We start from the raw sequence: 19,646 nt of genomic DNA, 5'->3' as shown, positions 1-19,646 counted from the left end.
TTAAGCCTCCGGCGGATGTCATAAATTTTGAAAGGAACTAATTGCACAAGCGCAATTCAAAATTCGGACGCAATTAGGCCAAGGCGTAATTGATTAAAAAAAAGAGACCCGAACGCACACTACTGCATATTTGCAATAATGTCGTCAGGTCTCTCATGAGCTCAAACCGTTATCTATTAACTTGATTTCAGTTTATCATATGTCGGTGATTTTGGAAACCCTCGAGCTCTATTCACTTCTAAAAAACAGAAAATTTCATATACAAGGTTGTTTTTTTGGACGTAGTATAATAAGATAACTCTAAACCAACTAAACTAATAGGAATTATTAATATTCAACAGAAAGGAGTTTCACATTATGGCAGATGAAATGATTGCAGTTTCAGGTATAACCAAAACGTTTTTCACGGGTAGCGAGCCATCTCGCGTACTTGATGATGTTTCTTTCACCATACAAAAAGGAGAGATTGTCACATTACTCGGCAAAAGTGGCTGTGGGAAAAGTACGCTTTTGCATATGGTCGGCGGATTTACGAAGGCTGATCAAGGACAAGTGCTACTTGACAGTCAACAAGTACAGCGCCCGACAAAAAGATGCGTGATGTTATTTCAACAGCGCAACTTACTTCCGTGGCGATCCGTGTTGAAAAATGTTGAACTCGGTCTTGAAGGAGAAAAATTATCGGCGGATGATAAAAAAGAACGGGTCTTAGATGCTTTAAAGCTCGTCGGACTTGAACAGCATCTACATAAGTTTCCTCACGAACTCTCAGGGGGTATGCAACAACGAGTAGCCATTGCACGCGCATTTGCCATGCAGCCTGACGTCATTTTAATGGACGAGCCTTTCGCAGCGCTTGATACATTTAGTCGCTATCGTTTACAAGATGAGCTCGTTCGCATTCAATCACAAAAGAAAACGACCATTTTGCTCGTCACACATGATATCGATGAGGCTGTGTATGTATCAGATCGAGTGCTCATTATGAGCTCCCATCCAGGCAAAATCTATAAGGAAATGAAAATCGCGCAGACGAAACCACGTGATCGAAGTCATGGCGACTTCCATTACTTCCGCAAGAAAATTTTAGATGAGTTCGAACTAAGCGGCGTACCAAATACGTCCGAATACTCGATTTAAGAGGAGGAACAATGATGAGAAAATGGACGATACTACTTGTGGCTTGCGCACTGCTTCTGACAACAGCTTGCTCGAAACCTAACGAAAAAGCTGCTAGTGATAAACCAATCATTAAAATTGGTTATTTGCCAATCACACATGCTGGACCACTTTATATGGATGCCTACCTTCAAGAGGATTACACAATTGAAATGGTGAAATTCGGGTCATGGCCTGATTTAATGGATGCTCTCAACACAGGTCGGATTGACGGGGCATCAGCACTCATTGAATTAGCGATGAAAGCAAAAGAACAAGGGATTGATTTGAAAGCTGTCGCGCTTGGCCATACAGATGGCAATGTACTGATTTCCTCACATGACATCGACACTACAGCAGATTTACAAGGGAAAACATATGCCATCCCACATAAATTTTCATCCCATAATATTTTATTGAATGAGATGTTAAAAAAAGACGGCATGACTTATGAGGATGTCAATGTCGTTGAAATGGCACCTGCTGAAATGCCGGCCGCACTTTCAGAAAATCGAATTGCTGGTTACGTTGTTGCTGAACCTTTTGGGGCGCAAGCTGTCGTACTGAACAAGGGCCAAGTACATTATCATTCAGACGAGATTTGGCCCGATTCTTATTGCTGCGTCCTTGTCATGCGTAATGATTTTATAACGAAAAATCCAGATGTCACACAAAGTTTTATCAACCACTATGCACTTGCCGGAGAGCTTGCCAATCAAAAAGATGATGTAGTCTACGAATCCTTCGGTCAATTTATGAAGGTCGATAGAGAGGTACTCGACCTGTCATTGGAGTGGATTTCTTATGATAACCTTCGAATTGAGCAGCAGGACTATGACAAGCTTTCAGGATTTATGGTCGAAATGGGCTTATCCGATCAACCTCCATCGTATGAAGAATTTGTCGACAATACATTTATTGAAAAAGCGAAGTGATGCAGATGAAAATCGTAAAGAAATTCGTTAATTTTACAATTGGAATGGTGTTGCTTGTAGCCGTTTGGCAGCTCATTATACTCGTTGGTGGCTATGAGGAAGCACTATTCCCATCCCCACAAACAGTTGGGAAAGAGATTATTAATATGGTGATGGATGGCTCTCTTTTTGTTCATTTACAGGTGAGCCTTGGACGGTTTGCAGCTGGCTACCTACTGGCCGTTATACCAGCCATTCTTCTTGGAATGCTATTGGGCAGAATGCCACGCGTTTGGCAAATCGTCGACCCTGTGGCACAAGTATTACGTCCCGTTTCTCCTGTGGCATGGTCCCCCTTTATCGTCCTGTGGTTTGGCATCGGCAATATGCCGGCAATCGCTATTATTTTCATCGCCGCCTTTTTCCCTGTGCTACTCACAACAGTAAATGGCGTAAAGAAAATCGATCAAGATTATTTAAAAATTGCTGAAAACCTAGAGATTAAACAGCCACAACTAATGGTTAAAATTATTTTCCCAGCTGCTTTCCCCTCTATTGTGAGTGGTCTTCACCTGGCACTCGGGGCTGCATGGATTTTCCTTGTGGCCGGTGAAATGGTTGGCGCACAATCTGGTCTTGGTTATTTAATTGTCGATGCGCGCAATACACTGAATCTAGCTGGTGTACTGGCCGGTATTGTATTCATAGGACTATGCGGTTTCATCCTCGATCGGTTAATTGGACTGTTCGAGCTGTGGGTTGGCCGTCATTGGGGAATCCCTTCTTGAAGAAGAAAAGCGCAAGCGCCTGTTCAGGGGCGACAGGCATAAGACGGATTGGCGAAGAGGCGTTTTTTGCCTCGTAGCCAATATGGCTTATGACCCGAGCCCCTAGGTGCTGGAGTCTGGACGGAAGAAAAAAAGGAAGCATTATGCTTCCTCCTCAAGGCTTACCGCTTGGATATCATGGACGATTTCGCCCGTTCGTTTTGAATAATAGGTAAGACCTACTTCGTCACCTGTCGTCGTATGTACCAATTTTTTATAGCAGTGATCTAAATGGTCGCTCCCCCAGATAATGAGTGCATGGAATACATGCTCTAAGTCTTTCCCGCTTTCGGTAAGCGTGTATTGGTAGCGAGGTGGATGACTGGAATAGAGTTCTGATGTCACTAGCCCTTGCGCCTCTAATAATTTTAAGCGTTCAGATAAAAGATTCGCAGAAATACCATCTAGTCCCCGCTTGATTTCGTTAAAGGTTGTTTGCCCGATAAGAATTTCGTGAATGACGAGCAACGTCCAACGATCTCCAATAATATTGAGAGACTGAGCGATATTACAAGGTAAATCGTATTTTATTTTCACAACAAGCATCCTTTCAAAGAAATATAATTTAGATTATACATTAAATTTAGATTAATAGGGTTGCTTTTTTTAACTTAGTATAATATTATAACTAATAAGATTTATAATACAGATTGGAAAGGTTGGTTTTAACGATGGGATTATTTTTAGTTGAATCTTCTTTAAGTGGTATCGTGAGCACTAAGCAAGAGGCTGATCAAAAGGCAGCTGAACTCCAAGCAAAACTTGGTGAAAAAGAGGCGGCACTAATTGAATTACAAGTATCAAAAGATTTTTCACGCTCGTTTTTCATTGTCGAAGCAACTGACAAAGAAACTGCATCTAGTGTGTTACAAGAGGCAGGCATTACAATTGAACTGATTAAAGACGTACGGCTTGTCGGCGATGAGTTGGAAAAAGTAAAACAGCAGCAAGACGTTGTCAACTATTTAGTGGAATGGAACCTGCCAGAGGACTTAACAATGGATCAGTATCTCGCTCGCAAAAAGAAAAATTCTGTTCATTACGAAGAAGTTCCTGAAGTGGCGTTTGCTAGAACGTATGTCTGTGAAGATATGTCAAAATGTCTGTGCTTCTATGATGCACCTGACGAGGCAGCTGTCAAACGTGCACGCGAAGCAGTTAAAACACCAATCGATTCCATTACAGAAATTTTAGGCTAACAATAATAGGCGGAGGTGGTATCCATGAACAATAGCATAGTAGACAAAAAAGAGGTGCTCGACGCTTTAATCGAGCAAGAATTGAAGCCATACGTGAAACAGATTGATGTGGATGCTTTTTATGCTGAAACGTTTTTACGTAAACTCGGTGAATCGGGGCTCTTTTCTTCTGTTGGACGTACGAAAAATGAAGTTCTGTTAGACGAACTCGCAATCGTATCGACAACAGCAAAAACATGTATGACGACTGCTTTTTGTTTATGGTGCCACTTAGCCGCTTTAACGTATGTCCGGAACACGGACAATGAACAGCTACGCGCGGAACTACTGGCGCAGCTCGAAAATGGCAGCTTACTCGGTGGAACAGGCCTTTCCAATCCGATGAAATTTTACGTTGGGCTTGAAAATCTACATTTAAAAGCGGAGCGAGTCGATGGTGGCTATACCATCTCAGGCGTACTTCCCTCCATTTCAAACTTAGGGAAAGAGCATATATTTGGAGTAATCGCTGGCTTAAACGATGATGAGCGCATTATGTGTTTAGTAGCCTGCGACTCAAAAGGCTTGTCACTAAAAGAGCGCAATGATTATCTCGGACTAAACGGCAGTGCGACATATGCTTGCGTCTTTAAACAAGTATTTGTTCCTGATAGCCGCGTCATTTCCGAAGATGCCGACACCTTTGTAGAAAAAGTGCGCCCCGTATTTATGGCTTATCAGATTCCTCTTGGTCTCGGGGTAACTGCAGCATCCATTCATTCAATTGAAAAAGTATACCAAAAACAAAATGGCTGCAACCAATTTCTACAAACCCAACCTACAAAACTGAAGGAAGCCAATGAGGATTATGAAAAAAAGTTAGTCACTCTACTTGAATCCGAACAGTGGGACTGGAAAGCAATCGCAAAGATTAGATTGGATTCCGCTTACTTAACCCTTGATGCCGTCCAAGCTGCCATGCTACACCACGGTAGTGCTGCCTATCTAAATACAAGCGCACCTGCAAGAAGATTACGGGAAGCTTATTTTTACGCTAATTTAACACCGACGATTAAGCATTTAGAGAAAGTATTATGTTCATAACCACCAAAAAGCCGACTTCATCACAAGTCGGCTTTTACATGTATTCCTTCTTTATGAAACGTACTTGTACTTTCATTTGCTACCTATCGAACCTACAGATCGTTTATACAGCTTAAAAGATTGCTCTATACCATTCCGCCGCTGCGTCCACTTCTGTTCGTGTCAACGAATGGCCATTCATTTCCCAATGCACCTTCACTTGTGCTCCTGCCGACGTCAACAGTTCGTCTAGGTCCTCAGATTCTTCCGCAGAACACATCGGATCATTTTTTCCAGCTGCTATAAACACCGGAGTATCAGCCAAATCTGGCAAGTCAATGCCACGCCTCGGAACCATCGGGTGATGCAGAATCGCACCTTTCAAAGCTCCTGCGTAATGGAACAACAGGCTCGCCGCAATATTAGCCCCATTAGAATAACCAATTGAAATGATGTTGGACCTATCGAAACCATGTTTCTCGGCTGCTTCGTCCAAAAATTCATTCAATTCTTTCGTACGGAAAATTAAATCTTCCTCGTCGAAAACACCTTCAGCCAATCGACGGAAAAAACGTGGCATGCCGTTTTCAAGGACATTTCCTCGCACACTCAGTACTGATGCTTCTGGGGCAATCAAATCCGCAAGCGGCAGCAAATCATTTTCCGTCCCCCCCGTGCCATGAAGCATTAGCAATACCGGTTTCGAGGCATCTGTTCCTTGTTTGAATATATGTTTCATCTATCAATCACTCCATTTCACCCGTTTGTGATAGCTTTCTTATTGCGACAATAGCAGTTCTACGACGAACAACCATTGATTTTTTCATCATTTATTTACACTACTACGGCGGATTAAAATAATTTATCTTGAATCTGAGACAATAGTAACAAATAGTTTTATAGTTGTCAAAGAGGTTGCTCGACACACGAAAAAAAGAGGCTCTGCTGATTCTCCATTGCAGAATATGAGACTTAGATGGCTAGTTTTCAGGACATTTTGAGATTTTTCACTGACAGTTTGCACTTTTCACTGACAGTCCAATATCTTCATCCAAAACTTGAACATCGCCAATATTGCTTGGCAATGGGCGGTGACAACCAGGCAAGTCCTTTACTTTCCGCCTGATGAATCGGTAGCCACTTTTCTCCCTCTCCACGTATCATATAAATTTCGTGATGCGGTGCTTGGTCATGATAGCCCGTCATATCAAAAGTACCGTTCCGGCGCATAACAGCACGAACCTCATAGTCAATTTTTGGTGCGGTCGTCAGGGGGTTGCCAACTGCATGTGTCAAATGGAAGCCAGATTCCTCTCGCCCATGATCTAAGCGTTTCAAGACAATGCCCTCATGCGAGGCAGTTGCTTGTTCCCGAAACCGTTTCAAACGGCTATAGGCAATCGATAACCCAACCATTTTTGTGAATGTTAAAGGTGCGCCGACCTGATCGTATGCGAGTTCAATATCAGCGCGAGTTCGAAAACTCTCGCCACTGGCATCAAATCCCCTGTCATCACCTTTAAAATAACGATTCCATGACAACCGATTTGGATTAGCTACCCATTTGTCTGCCAAAAATGTTGTATAACGATATTTCCATTTATCTACAGTCAGACGCCGAACCTTATCTTGAACGGGCATCAACAATTCTGTTGGCCTCGCAATCCATTTCGTCACCTCAAATACTTCAACGGCTGCCTCTTCTTTCGATGATGCTGGATTCAACATACCAAAAATAGTTGAAGTTAGTGATTTACTCCTATTAAACCGATCTTCTGATTTAGCAAGCGAACGCTGCGAACGAATCGCATAACGATAGGTTTCATCTAACGAAAAATCCCGATCCACGTAACAATTGTTCTTTACCGTTGCCAGATAGACATCATTTCGGAACACCTCATAGTCCTTAACATCGCTCATTTCCTCCCACGACAAGGCAATTTGTGTTTTCGCGACAATGGTGGTCATAACAAGCGATTGTAGCGGGTTGTCATTGTTTTTTCGCTCAGCAAATGCCGATGTTTGCAGCGCGATAACGTCGACCACTTCACCATCTTCCGTGCGTTCAATCGTGTAGTTATACAATTTAGCATGCTTAAAATCACCATCATTAAATTCGGGCACGGTCCCCTCGTAAACATGCTCACCATCTTTATAAACGTGATAAATTCCACCAACATCATTCCATGTGAATGAAATAACATCTGCCTGGTGCACAACCATTTTCATTTCAAATAGCACAGTAGTCACACTCCTTATGACAAGTGTGAGGTACTTTTTCCTCCGTTAAACATGGGAGCAAAATTCACACCGTTTTTCTTTCTCCTCCAATAATGGTATAGACAATCCCGCCGAAAATGAGAAAAATACCAATAGTCTGCAGACCAGAAGGATAGAAATCTAAAATATTCGTATCGAGTAGGATAGCAACAACTGGATCGACAAATATGACAACCGCCGAAGGCTTAACTGTGAGGAATTAGACTTCATTCCGCCACTTTCCACAATTCCTATTCATATAAATAAAAACTGTGCCTGTCCACATCGTAGGAGCGAGGGGTGGCAGGCACTGTTTATTTTCATTGTTTGAATGGCTTTACTTATGCAACTTACTTTCTATTTGCATCAGTAACGTTGATAGCACTTTTGCAGCTTGTGCACGAGTAGAAGATTCTTTCGGCTGAAATTTGTTTTCATAGCCTTCCATTACGCCTAGTGTACGTGCTTTTTGGACATCTTCTAGTGCATAATCGCTTACGGTTTTAATATCGCTATAGCTCTGTTTCCCTTCAATGGCTACCATTGTCTTTGTTGCGTATTCATATGCATTTACGGCCATTACTGCCATTTGTTCACGTGTGAGTTTTGCATTTGGATTGAATAGCTCATCTGATCCACCCTGATTAATTTCAGCTTCCAAAATAGCCTGTACTTCATCCTGTGCTAGGCTCAGAATATCGGAAATCGCTTGCAAATCAAGGGCATTGGCTAACATCTCCGTAAACTGTACACGAGTTACTGTGTCTTGAGGCGCAAAAGCCGTTTCCGTTTTGCCTTTAATTACGCCGCGCTGATACAAATCATCAATAAATGGATACGCCCAATGGCTCTCTTCGACATCTTCAAACAAACCTGATTTAAGCATGCCTTTTCCACCAAATTCATAAATCGCAACAGTACCAGATACTTCATGAGTCGCTGCTAATAAGGCATAACCTGTAGGGCTTTTATCAGCTGATATAAAGCGTAAACCTTCAGGGGATACATCCCCTTTAATATCCTCACTATAATCTCTACTTGTAATAAATGTAATGAATTCGGGTTTCAATGGATTTGCGAGGTCATAGACCATAATTCCACTCACTCGCTCCAAAGCGATAAATGCATAATTGTTGCCGTCAATTTCCCCACTGACAACAGTTTCTGGTTCTGGACCTTTTGCCGAGCTCCGTTTGTCGTAGGCAATTTCCTCGTTGTCCGCGTTAAAGAACTGAGGGATTGCTTCAGATGTAATTTGCTCGAATTCACTTCCGCTATCAAAAACGAGCTCCATTGTTTCAGCGTCAAAGATTGAAAAACTACGTCCACCGTACGAATGAAGCGCCTCATAAGAACCGTCTGTTGCCATACCTTGCTCGAGTGTGATTTTGGTTTTCTTCATCTCATCGAATAAACCATCCGCCACTAACTGATCGAGTTCTTCTTGCGTGAACCCTTTATAGTGATTGGCATTCAATTTAATCTTATCGGCGATATCACCGATTTCCGCCTCTTCGGAATACGCATCGTAATCTCGGGCGTCTCCTTCATTAGGTGTTAAGATATACGTTTTGCCACCGGATGTAAACGTGTCAATGGCATCTGGCATATAAAAACCTAGAAGTGGAAGGCGTTCAATTGTCGTCTCATCATTACGCTTCCCATCAAGTTCGTTTCCGGGAATGGAGTGATCTTTCACTCCGAGCCCTTTCACATGAAGGATTTTTTCTGCTATAAGATCAACCGTAGCGATAGCGTTATTTTCTTGCATCGATACATACGCTAGTTTACTATCTTCAGAAACTGCTACATATTCAGGCTCCAATTGCTGAAGGGTCGTCCCTTTAGAATTCACTCGCACTTTTCCATCAATCTCTACACCTTTAAACGAAAGCGTATTTGCTGTGAAATTGCTTGGTTCTTTCGTGATGTCAATGATGGAAATCGTACCTTCCGGATCAACCGCGTAGTCGTCACTCGGCTCTCCTTCATTAGCAATGATGGCTTTTGTTCCGTCCGGTGTAAATGTCACCATATCAGGCAACGAACCCACTTGCACATTCGAAATGTATGCCCCGTCTTTCGATAGAAAAACAATATAACCGGGGTCTGTTTTCGGATTGCTCACAACAGAAACAGCAACTAAATCCTTTGTCGGATGTGATGCCACACTCGTAATATCTGCTACATTTTCAATTCCAAACTCCAATAAAAATACCCGTTTTAATGCCCTTACTTTTGTAAATTCACCAGACGTTAACGATTCAAAAGAAAGAATATCAATTCCAGATACGACGCCATTTGTTACAAAGGCACGTTTTAGCGTCTCATCATAAGCTATAATTTCAGTACCACCAATACCTACAGTGCTGTCATACTGACCAATTTGCGTCACGTTCAAATCATCTCCTTTATATTGAAATAAAGACGATTGTTCCGCAAATACATTGTGTGGCTGACTTGCGCTAAAGAGAACACTTGCTGCCGCAAGTCCTGTTATTATTTTCTTTCTCATTGTCATCTGTTTGCCCTCCAAATATGTTATCTTCCTATCACCAATTCTAGCTGTCTATTATTAAGCTAGTATTAATTTATTGTGTTTTTTCTACATCTGTTGATTCACTATTTATTTGCATAAAACACTGTCAATAAAGGCTACAAAACGACTATTGTTACTCGAACATTTCCGGTCCGCTTTCGGCAAACGATTCACGATACCATAGTCGAGGAACAAGTGTAGCTAGAAATGACTTCGTCATTTCTAGCTACACTCTTTTCGATAATCCTATTGCGAATCATTGCCTGCCGTGTCCCTGAAATCCGCAAGTGAGAAATACAGTTGCTTGGAAAGGAAAAGAATAGAGGACTTTCTATCAAGAGTGTAAGTGCCCGAAGATACAATTCCGGGCACGCTTGCACGCTGTACAATGCGTTTCTTTCTTACTTTTTAGCGAAGTCTATGCTTCTAATCATGCGATGCCTTTTATAGCAAATGGCGCGTCTTTAAAATAAAAAAAGAAAAAACTATAGAGAAAACATCAGCCGCCAAAATTGCATCTTTGGCGGCTTCTCTCCCGATAAGGAGTAGGCTATTCTTACGTCCCAAAAAGCTTTAGCACTTCGCGTATCTGCGCTTTTGAAGAGCGACGGATGAAGGACCACCATACGATTACCGAAAAAGGTGTGTAAGGATGCGACTATGTCGCGTCCCTACACACTAAACATCTCGGTAATCGTATAGAAGTCATTCAATCCAAAACGATTCAAAAGCAACTATACACGTAGTAGCTGGTGCATGATTAAGTTATTTGTTGGTTGATTTTGTTTAATTAACAGACGTGTATTTTTTCATAAGAATCCATTCGTCAGTATTAGTCCGTGTTGTTATGAACACGGATTAAATGATACAATGAGTATACATATATCAAACCGTACATATACTATTGGAAAGGAATGATGAAAGTGAGTGCTTCTACTTTGGACAAATCAAAAAAAACCGTTAGTTCAGACACGTTAAACTTCCTTAAAAATAACGTATACAATATCACAGATATCACACGCCATAACAAACTAACTGAAATGCTTGATCGTTTTTCTGAAGAAGTAACTGATGAAGTATTTATCATTCAAAACGCAAAAAATAAAAATGCAAAAGGTGCTTTTTTAGACCTAGATTATTTCGAAGAACTCCTAGCCAATAAAGAGGCTCTTGATAATGCCCTAGATGAATTAATCGAAGAGGCCGCCATACAAAGGTTAAACAGTAAGGCTACATTATCCCTACATGATGTGTTTGACGAAGATGATATCGACTTTAACCAATTAATGAAAGAAATTGGGGACTAAAACTTGAATAATCTAGACGAACTTACCCAATTTTTAATCGACAACTACAATGTAGAGCTAAAATTCACACCCGAAGTTAAACAAGACTTAAAAGCCATCAATAAAGGAAATCGAACAAGTACACTAGCTCTTATTATTCGGCGAGCTAAACAAGGACCGCTTTTTGTACCTGATGGTGTCGCAAAATCGCTACATGGAAATTTAAATGGATTTGCAAAAATTAAATCGAAATCGACTAACATCAGATGTATCTATCAACCTGTTAAATCAACCATTACAAGGATGGATATGATTGCGATTGGCCCCCGAGATAAAAGCAAGGCTTATAAATTAGCTGCAGAGCGTTTAGAAGGTTTTTATGCGGAGAGGCAGAACAGTAAACAATAGTTGTATGTCTTGATAATTGTCCGAATTATGTTATAGTTATGATGAAAATCGAATATTTTTCGCCACTAGGGGAGTCTTGTTAAAGGCTGAGACGCATATAGATATGCGGACCCTCGGAACCTGATCTGGATCATACCAGCGTAGGGAAGTGGGACTGCGCTGTTATTTTATGAACCAAACCATCGTGGGCCGCTTCCTGATTACTATCAGGGGGCGGCCTTTTTAATTTTATTCAGCTGAAATTCAAACCCCGCTGAATAAAATTAAAGCCTCCGGCGGATGTCACAGATTTTGAGAGGAGTTAATTGAGCAAGCTCAATTCAAAATCCGGACGCAAATACGCCAAGGCGTATTTGAGATTTTCAAAAATAAGATTACGAGGAGTGGACAGGATGACGTTTTGTGAAGAAGTACGGTCAGAATGTGATGCATTATGGCAAGGAAGCTTTGACCATCCATTTGTCAAAGGAGTTGCGGACGGCACGTTGCCAGTAGAGGTGTTCAAGTTTTATGTACAACAGGATTCTTATTATTTGTCGCATTTCGCAAAAATCCAGGCGCTAGGTGCTGTGAAGGCACAGGATTTACAGACGACTCAACGGTTTGCAGCACACGCGGAGCGAACATGTAATGCAGAAATGTCCTTACATGAATCATTTTTCGGCATGTTAGACATAACGGAAGAGGAGCGTGCAGCGTTTCAGCCAGCACCAACAGCCTATCAATACGTTTCACATATGTACCGCGCAGCTCACGAAGGTGATTTAGCGGATATCCTCGCTGCACTGTTACCGTGTTACTGGTTGTATTATGAAATTGGCGAAAGACTCAAAGACGCGAAACCGAATCACCCTGTTTACGATAAATGGATTCAAACATACGGTTCAGAATGGTTCGCCGAACTTGTACAAGAACAAATTGCCCGGATGAATAAACTAGCGGAAGCCGTTTCACCTGAGAGACGTACTCAGCTAAAAGAACATTTCCGTAAGAGCAGCTATTATGAGTGGCAGTTCTGGGAAATGGCCTGGACAAAACAACAGTGGACAATCCACTCATACGAAGAGGTGTCGAGCTAATGATACAAAAATTGCGAACAGATCAACCACTCGTGCATTGCATCACGAATATTGTCGTTGCTAATTTTCAGGCGAACGGTCTGTTGGCACTCGGCGCTTCTCCTGTCATGGCGGACGCCGTAGAGGAAGCTGCCGACATCGCTAGCATTGCGTCTTGTACCGTGCTGAATATCGGCACACTGAAACGGGAGACCGTAAAAGCGATGCTGCTTGCAGGGAAAAGTGCCAATCAGCATGGCAAGCCTGTCGTTCTCGATCCCGTTGGTGCGGGAGCGACCGCTTTCCGTAAGGAGTCCGTTCTGGGAATTTTGCACGAAGTCGATGTGACACTCATCCGTTGTAATGCGGGCGAACTGGCCACAATTGCAGGCGTGAAATGGCAGGCAAAAGGTGTCGATGCCGGTCAAGGAGATGCAGATTTAGCTACACTTGCAGAGGAAGTTGCACGTAGACATCACTGTATCGTCGCCGTCACTGGCGCGGTTGATATTGTAACTGATGGCAACAAAACGCTGCACATTACAGGCGGGCATCCATTGATGGCTAAAATTACAGGCAGCGGTTGCCTACTAAGCGCCGTCGCTGGTGCATTTTTGGCTGTCGCAAATGAAAAACAATTAGACGCGGTGGTAAGTGCATGTACTTTCTATAAACAAGCTGGACAACTGGCGGCTGAAAAATCCGAAGGCCTCGGCGATTTTCAAGTTCAGTTTTTGAATGCCCTTGGAGGTGAAACGAGATGACAACTATCGCTTTAACAGTTGCAGGCTCCGATAGTGGTGGCGGCGCAGGCATTCAAGCCGATTTGAAAACATTTCAAGAGTTAGGGGTCTTCGGGACATCAGCACTAACAGCTGTAACAGCACAAAATACATTAGGCGTACACGGGGTTTATCCAATTGAGGCAGCTGGCGTAACCGCGCAAATGCGGGCAGTGCTGGATGACTTCAACGTTGATGCTGTGAAAACGGGCATGCTATTTTCCGCTGACATCATCCGGGCTGTAGCAGAAACGCTGAAATTTTACGACTCTCCTACACTCATTATTGATCCCGTCATGATTGCCAAAGGCGGCGCTTCCCTTTTATTGGAGGAGGCGATTGAGGCATTGAAAACATTTTTAATCCCAATGGCCTCGGTCATCACGCCTAATATTCCAGAAGCAGAAGTACTAGCAGGAATGACAATTAAATCGGATGGAGATGTCGAGGAAGCTGCGAACCGCATTTTGCAGTTAGGGGCAGGAGCCGTTGTCATGAAGGGCGGTCATAGACAAGGAGTCGACTATGCGGAGGATTTATTCCTATCAGCAGATGGCGAACGCCTTGCCCTTCGCTCCGAATGGATCCACACCCCCAATACGCATGGCACTGGCTGTACGTTCTCTGCGGCGATTACCGCACGGATTGCACAGGGAATACCCATTTCTGAAGCCATTGTCGATGCCAAACGGTTTATCCAGGCGGCCATTGCTGATGGTTTGACTCTTAGCACAGCTGGACATGGTCCGACCAATCACTGGGCATACAAGCAACAGAGTGAAGCAACGAGAAAGGAGACGGTATTCATTGATTGAGAAACAGCTACAATTGTATTTCATCATGGGTAGTGTCAATACAAGGGCGTCTAATCCACTGGATGTATTGGAGTCAGCACTACGAGGCGGCGTAACTTGTTTTCAATTGAGAGAAAAAGGGCCGGGTGCTTTAGTGGGCGATGAAAAACGAGCGTTTGCTGAAGCCTGTCAAACACTTTGTCATCACCACAATGTCCCATTTATCGTCAATGATGACGTGGATTTGGCGATAGCCATCAATGCAGACGGCGTGCATGTCGGACAAGATGATGAAATGGCAGCCGCTGTGCGGGAGCGGATTGGAAAAGACAAGATACTAGGTGTCTCCGTGCACAACGAATCGGAAATGCTGGCGGCTATCGAGGTAGGTGCTAATTATGTTGGAATGGGGCCAGTTTACGCAACGGCATCCAAAGCAGATGCCAAACCTGTTAGCGGGACAGCTTTTATCCAAAAAATGAGCAGCCTTTATCCCACTATACCCATTGTCGGTATCGGCGGCATTACAGTCGCTAACTTTGAACCAGTCTTAGAAGCAGGCGCTTCAGGCGTCTCCATCATTTCAGCCATCGCCTCAGCTATCTATCCCTATACTGCAGCACGCCGTTTCAAGATTGCGATAAGCAAGGAGGTTTTTTCATCATGACAACTAGAAAAATGGTCATCATGACGATGTTCGTTGCCATTGCGGTTGCCGGCTCCACATTCGTATCATTCCCAGCAGGCATCGCACGCGCCTATCCTGTTCAACATGCCGTCAATGTCATTGCCGCTATTATGCTTGGACCTGTCCCAGCCGTCATAATCGCCTTTGTGACCGGGCTCGTTCGGATACTCACTGGCACAGGCTCACTGCTCGCATTTCCAGGCGGCATGATTGGTGCTTTCCTTGCAGGTATTTTGTATAAGCAATTCGGTAAAACGTGGCTGGCAGCTGTCGGGGAAGTTATCGGGACTGGTGTTATCGCCTCACTCATTGCAGTTCCTTACGCAAAAATACTAATGGGGACTACGATGACTGCCTTGTTCTTCGTGCCGCCATTTCTTGTGTCCAGTGTAAGTGGTGCGGTGCTCGGCTTAGTGCTTGTTGTACGATTGCAGCATACGAAGGTTAACGGTAGGATTGGTGGAATGTTGTGAGGTTTTAGGGTTACGTTGTTTAGTTGATGGAGGACGTTGCTTAGTTCGTGGAAAGCGTTGTTTAGTTTATATGAATACATTGCTTCCTTTCGATAAATTAAATAGCCGCCTAGCCAGGCGGCTATTTATTCCACTTATAAAATCAGACCTTACTCCGAACTTATTTCCCAGGCAATTCTCTCAACTGCCTACTTAACTCATTAAAAGTTCTATCCAGTTCAGCATACTTCTTGTCACCTAACTTCAACAAACTCAACTGTCCAAGCACTGCCTGTAACTCCGTTTCAAGACGCAACCGCTCCTGCGCCGTCTCTTCCGGTCGCACCGTAGCCCCACGTGCTTGCCATTCCGCCAACGTCATTGGCACTTTCCGTATCGTTCCCTCATCAAACACCAGTAACCCGTCCGCCATACGTTCCGTAAAATAACGGTCATGCGAGGCAAAAACAAGAGTTCCTGGAAACGACTCCAACGTCTTTTCAAGCTCTTCCCTCGATGGCAAGTCTAGATGGTTCGTCGGCTCATCCAACACCAATACATCTACCCCCTCAAGGATAAACTGCATCAGTTTCACTTTCACGCGCTCACCCATACTTAACGCAGACAGCGGTATATGCCAATGCTCTTTCGTAAACCCAAGATTCATCAAATTGGTACGAATCAATCCTCGCTCCTGAAACGTATCCACATAAAAATACTCCGCCATCGTCATGTCCTCAGGCAAATCCAGCACTGTCTGACTCAAATAGCCAATCGTCATCCCTGACGTTGTCCACAAATCCCCGTCATACGTCTCCTCACCAAGTACCATTCGAAATAGCGTCGATTTCCCAGCACCATTCGAACCAATAAGACCAATCCGTTCACCAGCTTGCACGGTAAACGACACATCTGCAAACAATTCCTGCCCATCAAATACCTTTCGAACACCCTTCAACTCCAATACTCGTTTCCCTTTCTTCTTGCGCCCCTTAACGTCAAAGGACACGCCAATTTCATCTTCTGGTTTGTCGATACGATTTTTCTCCAATTCCCCTTCTAACCGCTTCTGCTTCGAGCGAATCTGCACATCACGCTTTTTCGCCTTCATCCGAAAGTATTCCTTTCCTCCCATCACCCTTCCGCCCTTTTTCGTCGATTCCGCATGTGCCTTCGCCGACCAATTTCCTAACGCCTCAATCTGTTCCTCCACTAGTGCAATTTTCCGTTGCTGCTGTTCGTAATGCTTCTGTTGCGCTTCTCGGTCTGCCTCTTTCTTCTTGCGGTAATCCGAATAATTCCCCGTATACACCGTCAATTTGCCGTGCTCGATTTCAAAGACGATATCCGCCGTCCTGTCAATGAAATGCCGATCATGCGAAACAATCATATACGTCCGCTCACCTTTATGAATCAAGCGAATCAATTCCTCCACACTGTCACTGTCCAAGTGATTCGTCGGTTCATCCAACAACAAAAGCTGACTGTCATCAGCAAGCACCGCAGCGAGTCTCATCTTCATCCGCTCCCCACCACTTGCTGAAACATACTGCGCGCGCTCCGGCACCTTCCATTTCTTCCGGTACAAATGCGTCTCCGCCCGTTCCCAATCCGGCACCCCTTCTTCTTCCTGCTCCTGCCTGAAATACGTAACAGACGGCGCCTTACCACTCCAACCAATCGAACCCGAAGTCGGCAATACCTCTCCTGCTAACAACGATAACAATGTCGTTTTCCCCGCACCATTCGCTCCAACAATCGCAATACAAGCCCCCTCCGGAATATCCGCAGACAACCGATCCAAAATCACCGTTTCACCGTACGCAACTGATAATTGATGTAACGTCCCTAAAAGCATAGTCATTCCTCCAAGTACGGAGAGATTAAAAAAATCCCTCCGAAAAAGTAATCGGAAGGATTAGTCGCTATTCGTCCAAATCAAATACGCCTTGGCGTCCAGATTTTGAATTGAGCACAGCTCAATTAACTCCCTTCAAAATCTGTGACATCCGCCAGAGGCTTTAACTTGATTCCGCAGTGAACTTCTGCTGAATCAAGTTAAAAGTTCCCTAAAAAGCCCCGTTGCATACGCAATGAGCAAGGAAATGACTTAAAAATGGACAGACCAATCCTGTTTTCCGTGTAAATAAAAAAATTCATTTTAGCGGATTTGCAAGATTAGTTATCCATTGTCCACCCGTCATTCCCTTCTCAATCAATTACAAATAGTATATCACAAAATCCTAATAAGTCGTTTATTTTATGACTTGTAAGGGAATCATATTTCACAACAACAAATCGAAAGAAGGCGTATCATTATGCATGAGCATGACACGGACCACAGGCCTGATAACCCCGACAAATCTATGTGGCTGAGCCTATTTGGGGCTCTCGTCATTATTGCCGTTATCATTATCACAAATCTCACAATGGGATAAGAACTTTTTCTTTCCAATTCCAACTAGGCCGACATGCAATCGGCCTAGTTAGATATAGATATTGAACACGCCTTTTAATTTATATACTATCGATTCGAACTAACTATCTCACAGTAAATCGGTGCAAAATACTAAATATTCCTTGCATTTAGTTATTTTGACTGATACACTTTCTGTAGGTTAATATAAGTGGTTTGAGTTATGGAGAGACCAGAACAACATTATTGCGATTACGCAGTCATGTTTGTTCTGGTCTTTTTGTTTTGAGAAAAGTAATGATTTTGTCATTTAAATCATAGGGGGAATTATTTATGCATTTAGTAAAGTCGAAGATTAACAAATTAAATATAATAATTTTAGTGTTAATTGTAATGGCTATTTTTTCAGGTTGCTCATTGAGTAACACTACAAAAAAAACTGATGAAAAACAGCTGGTTACACAGCCAGAGCCCAATAAGGAAGAAACAGTAGAAGTAACACAAAACTCAACCGCAATAGATTTAATGCCATTTTATGAAGAAGTTAAGAATTTAGAAGGACAAGCTGCTTTGGCATTCTTTGAGAGCTTGTCATCGAAAGGACTCTCCGATAATGATATTTTAGAGTTCTTTATTAATCTACCTTTGTCAGATGCAAATAAGGATATAGTTGCATTATATGAGAGGGATAATTTTGAAAGCTATATGAGCTCCTATCCATCTGGGGAAGCACATGAAGGTTTTAACTGGACGAAAGGCAGTGGGACTCATATTACAGGATCCTTCAGTGAGTTGGAATTAAAATTACCGTTTACAGACTATGTGAAATTGGCGGAAGGTCCCGTAGGAGATCCACAAAGAACCTATAGAATTGGCGTGGCTATTCATGGATTTGATCAACCTTGGAATGTGGGGTTAGCAGATTCTGCACAATGGGAGGCTGACAGGCATTCGAATATTGAAATAGATGTAAAAGATGCACAATGGGACAATGACCGAATGGCGGATATTATTGATAGCTTCGTCTTACAGAAAGTCGATGGTATTTTAACTTGGCCTATGGTGGAATCGGAAACAACGATTATGCCTGTCCAAAGAGCAATTGAGGCAAATATTCCTGTAGTAAGCGTTGACAGAATGACAGGGTTTGAGGAAACAACAAGTAGGGTGACCGGTAATTTTCCTGCGAATGGTGCTCAAAGTGGAATGTATCTAGTTTGGAAGCTTGCACAAGAGGGCAATTTGAAGGCCAATGTAGTTCTTCTAAGAAAACCATTAGGCAGTACCGCAGATGCAAATAGAACGGGGCACTTTCTCAAAGTATTAAGTTATTTCCCAGAAATCAACATTTTAAAAACCTATCATGATAGTGACAACACAGCCGAGGCCTTTGCAAATATGCAATTGGCATTAACTGAGTTCACAGAAATCGACGTAGTTTTTGGCACAGGTGATCATCAGGCCATCGCAGCCTATGACGCGGCCAAAAATGGAGATAGGCTAAACAGTCGACAGAATGGAAAAAAGATGATATTTCTATCCATCGATGATTCTAAAACAGCTATTACATCAGTGAAGAACGGTGAATTTGAGCTAAATACACCCTATACTCCTTTTGTAGCGGATATTGGCGTGAGAGCATTGGTGAATATCATCTTAGATAGTCATTCAATTCCACATAATATTATTACACCCAATATACCAATGGTTACTCAAAATGGAGACACCATATTTGGTTTAAAAACACAAACCCCAGATCAATGGTTTGATTATACATTTGGACCACCCGTTCAATAAGATGAAA

18 protein-coding genes and 1 riboswitch are annotated in these 19,646 nt (G+C 42.9%); of the genes, 13 read left to right on the top strand and 5 right to left on the bottom strand.

What is annotated here, in order from left to right; genetic code table 11:
* Positions 1-357 precede the first annotated feature (357 nt).
* The 3 genes from N1I80_RS00755 to N1I80_RS00745 are packed head-to-tail and all read left to right on the top strand — an operon-like array spanning position 358 to position 2,860.
* Entirely contained in the window at positions 358-1,140 is a 783-nt protein-coding gene (locus tag N1I80_RS00755) for an ABC transporter ATP-binding protein (RefSeq protein WP_340736083.1), read from the top strand.
* Between the two features lie 14 nt (positions 1,141-1,154).
* On the top strand, positions 1,155-2,093 hold the full coding sequence (locus N1I80_RS00750) for an ABC transporter substrate-binding protein (protein WP_340736082.1): 939 nt from the start codon (positions 1,155-1,157) through the stop codon (positions 2,091-2,093).
* 5 nt (positions 2,094-2,098) lie between these two features.
* On the top strand, positions 2,099-2,860 hold the full coding sequence (locus N1I80_RS00745) for an ABC transporter permease (RefSeq protein ID WP_340736081.1): 762 nt from the start codon (positions 2,099-2,101) through the stop codon (positions 2,858-2,860).
* A gap of 141 nt (positions 2,861-3,001) precedes the next feature.
* Here the strand turns inward: N1I80_RS00745 and N1I80_RS00740 are convergent, their stop codons facing one another.
* Positions 3,002-3,436 (bottom strand): winged helix-turn-helix transcriptional regulator, encoded by a 435-nt coding sequence (locus tag N1I80_RS00740; RefSeq protein WP_340736080.1) that lies wholly within the window; start codon positions 3,434-3,436, stop codon positions 3,002-3,004.
* Between the two features lie 134 nt (positions 3,437-3,570).
* Between N1I80_RS00740 and N1I80_RS00735 the strand changes: the two genes are divergently transcribed.
* Entirely contained in the window at positions 3,571-4,098 is a 528-nt protein-coding gene (locus N1I80_RS00735) for a DUF4242 domain-containing protein (protein ID WP_340736079.1), read from the top strand.
* Positions 4,099-4,122: 24 nt separating this feature from the next.
* On the top strand, positions 4,123-5,181 hold the full coding sequence (locus N1I80_RS00730; RefSeq protein WP_340736078.1) for an acyl-CoA dehydrogenase family protein: 1,059 nt from the start codon (positions 4,123-4,125) through the stop codon (positions 5,179-5,181).
* Positions 5,182-5,293: 112 nt separating this feature from the next.
* Here N1I80_RS00730 and N1I80_RS00725 read toward each other — a convergent pair whose 3' ends face one another.
* From N1I80_RS00725 to N1I80_RS00715, 3 genes are all read right to left on the bottom strand, one after another.
* Positions 5,294-5,899: an alpha/beta hydrolase gene (locus tag N1I80_RS00725; protein WP_340736077.1), complete on the bottom strand. Its 606-nt coding sequence runs from the start codon at positions 5,897-5,899 to the stop codon at positions 5,294-5,296.
* Positions 5,900-6,207: 308 nt separating this feature from the next.
* Positions 6,208-7,401, bottom strand: coding sequence for a DUF3238 domain-containing protein (locus N1I80_RS00720; protein WP_340736076.1), 1,194 nt, complete (start codon positions 7,399-7,401; stop codon positions 6,208-6,210).
* A gap of 355 nt (positions 7,402-7,756) precedes the next feature.
* Positions 7,757-9,940 (bottom strand): choice-of-anchor I family protein, encoded by a 2,184-nt coding sequence (locus N1I80_RS00715; RefSeq protein WP_340736075.1) that lies wholly within the window; start codon positions 9,938-9,940, stop codon positions 7,757-7,759.
* A 941-nt stretch (positions 9,941-10,881) separates the two neighbouring features.
* Here N1I80_RS00715 and N1I80_RS00710 point away from each other — a divergent pair.
* From N1I80_RS00710 to thiW, 7 genes are all read left to right on the top strand, one after another.
* Positions 10,882-11,265 (top strand): hypothetical protein, encoded by a 384-nt coding sequence (locus N1I80_RS00710; protein ID WP_340736074.1) that lies wholly within the window; start codon positions 10,882-10,884, stop codon positions 11,263-11,265.
* A 3-nt stretch (positions 11,266-11,268) separates the two neighbouring features.
* On the top strand, positions 11,269-11,652 hold the full coding sequence (locus N1I80_RS00705; RefSeq protein ID WP_340736073.1) for a type II toxin-antitoxin system RelE family toxin: 384 nt from the start codon (positions 11,269-11,271) through the stop codon (positions 11,650-11,652).
* Positions 11,653-11,709: 57 nt separating this feature from the next.
* A riboswitch (TPP riboswitch) is annotated at positions 11,710-11,816 on the top strand.
* A gap of 228 nt (positions 11,817-12,044) precedes the next feature.
* Positions 12,045-12,731, top strand: a complete 687-nt coding sequence (gene tenA, locus N1I80_RS00700) for a thiaminase II (protein ID WP_340736072.1) — start codon at positions 12,045-12,047, stop codon at positions 12,729-12,731.
* Positions 12,731-13,474, top strand: coding sequence for a hydroxyethylthiazole kinase (thiM, locus tag N1I80_RS00695; protein WP_340736071.1), 744 nt, complete (start codon positions 12,731-12,733; stop codon positions 13,472-13,474). The genes tenA and thiM overlap by 1 nt, the downstream gene beginning before the upstream one ends.
* Positions 13,471-14,307, top strand: a complete 837-nt coding sequence (gene thiD, locus N1I80_RS00690; protein ID WP_340736070.1) for a bifunctional hydroxymethylpyrimidine kinase/phosphomethylpyrimidine kinase — start codon at positions 13,471-13,473, stop codon at positions 14,305-14,307. Before thiM ends, thiD begins: the two co-directional genes overlap by 4 nt.
* Positions 14,300-14,953 (top strand): thiamine phosphate synthase, encoded by a 654-nt coding sequence (thiE, locus tag N1I80_RS00685; RefSeq protein ID WP_340736069.1) that lies wholly within the window; start codon positions 14,300-14,302, stop codon positions 14,951-14,953. Before thiD ends, thiE begins: the two co-directional genes overlap by 8 nt.
* Positions 14,950-15,447: an energy coupling factor transporter S component ThiW gene (gene thiW / locus N1I80_RS00680; protein ID WP_340736068.1), complete on the top strand. Its 498-nt coding sequence runs from the start codon at positions 14,950-14,952 to the stop codon at positions 15,445-15,447. Before thiE ends, thiW begins: the two co-directional genes overlap by 4 nt.
* Before the next feature lie 160 nt (positions 15,448-15,607).
* Here thiW and abc-f read toward each other — a convergent pair whose 3' ends face one another.
* Positions 15,608-17,290 (bottom strand): ribosomal protection-like ABC-F family protein, encoded by a 1,683-nt coding sequence (gene abc-f / locus N1I80_RS00675; protein WP_340736067.1) that lies wholly within the window; start codon positions 17,288-17,290, stop codon positions 15,608-15,610.
* A gap of 885 nt (positions 17,291-18,175) precedes the next feature.
* Here abc-f and N1I80_RS00670 point away from each other — a divergent pair.
* A complete protein-coding gene (locus N1I80_RS00670) occupies positions 18,176-19,639 on the top strand; it encodes a sugar ABC transporter substrate-binding protein (protein WP_340736066.1) in 1,464 nt (487 codons plus the stop codon).
* Positions 19,640-19,646: the final 7 nt, after the last annotated feature.

The organism is Sporosarcina sp. FSL K6-3457 (genome assembly GCF_038007285.1).
Classification (GTDB): Bacteria; Bacillota; Bacilli; order Bacillales_A; family Planococcaceae; genus Sporosarcina.
This window is presented reverse-complemented; position numbering and strand designations above follow the sequence as displayed.

What these genes read in the sequence shown, in the direction of transcription:
- N1I80_RS00755 (WP_340736083.1), top strand. Translation starts at nt 358, where the DNA reads ATGGCAGATGAAATGATTGCAGTTTCAGGTATAACCAAAACGTTTTTC.
- N1I80_RS00750 (WP_340736082.1), top strand. Translation starts at nt 1,155, where the DNA reads ATGAGAAAATGGACGATACTACTTGTGGCTTGCGCACTGCTTCTGACA.
- N1I80_RS00745 (WP_340736081.1), top strand. Translation starts at nt 2,099, where the DNA reads ATGAAAATCGTAAAGAAATTCGTTAATTTTACAATTGGAATGGTGTTG.
- N1I80_RS00735 (WP_340736079.1), top strand. Translation starts at nt 3,571, where the DNA reads ATGGGATTATTTTTAGTTGAATCTTCTTTAAGTGGTATCGTGAGCACT.
- N1I80_RS00730 (WP_340736078.1), top strand. Translation starts at nt 4,123, where the DNA reads ATGAACAATAGCATAGTAGACAAAAAAGAGGTGCTCGACGCTTTAATC.
- N1I80_RS00725 (WP_340736077.1), bottom strand. Translation starts at nt 5,899, where the DNA reads ATGAAACATATATTCAAACAAGGAACAGATGCCTCGAAACCGGTATTG.
- N1I80_RS00715 (WP_340736075.1), bottom strand. Translation starts at nt 9,940, where the DNA reads ATGACAATGAGAAAGAAAATAATAACAGGACTTGCGGCAGCAAGTGTT.
- tenA (WP_340736072.1), top strand. Translation starts at nt 12,045, where the DNA reads ATGACGTTTTGTGAAGAAGTACGGTCAGAATGTGATGCATTATGGCAA.
- thiM (WP_340736071.1), top strand. Translation starts at nt 12,731, where the DNA reads ATGATACAAAAATTGCGAACAGATCAACCACTCGTGCATTGCATCACG.
- thiD (WP_340736070.1), top strand. Translation starts at nt 13,471, where the DNA reads ATGACAACTATCGCTTTAACAGTTGCAGGCTCCGATAGTGGTGGCGGC.
- thiW (WP_340736068.1), top strand. Translation starts at nt 14,950, where the DNA reads ATGACAACTAGAAAAATGGTCATCATGACGATGTTCGTTGCCATTGCG.
- abc-f (WP_340736067.1), bottom strand. Translation starts at nt 17,290, where the DNA reads ATGACTATGCTTTTAGGGACGTTACATCAATTATCAGTTGCGTACGGT.
- N1I80_RS00670 (WP_340736066.1), top strand. Translation starts at nt 18,176, where the DNA reads ATGCATTTAGTAAAGTCGAAGATTAACAAATTAAATATAATAATTTTA.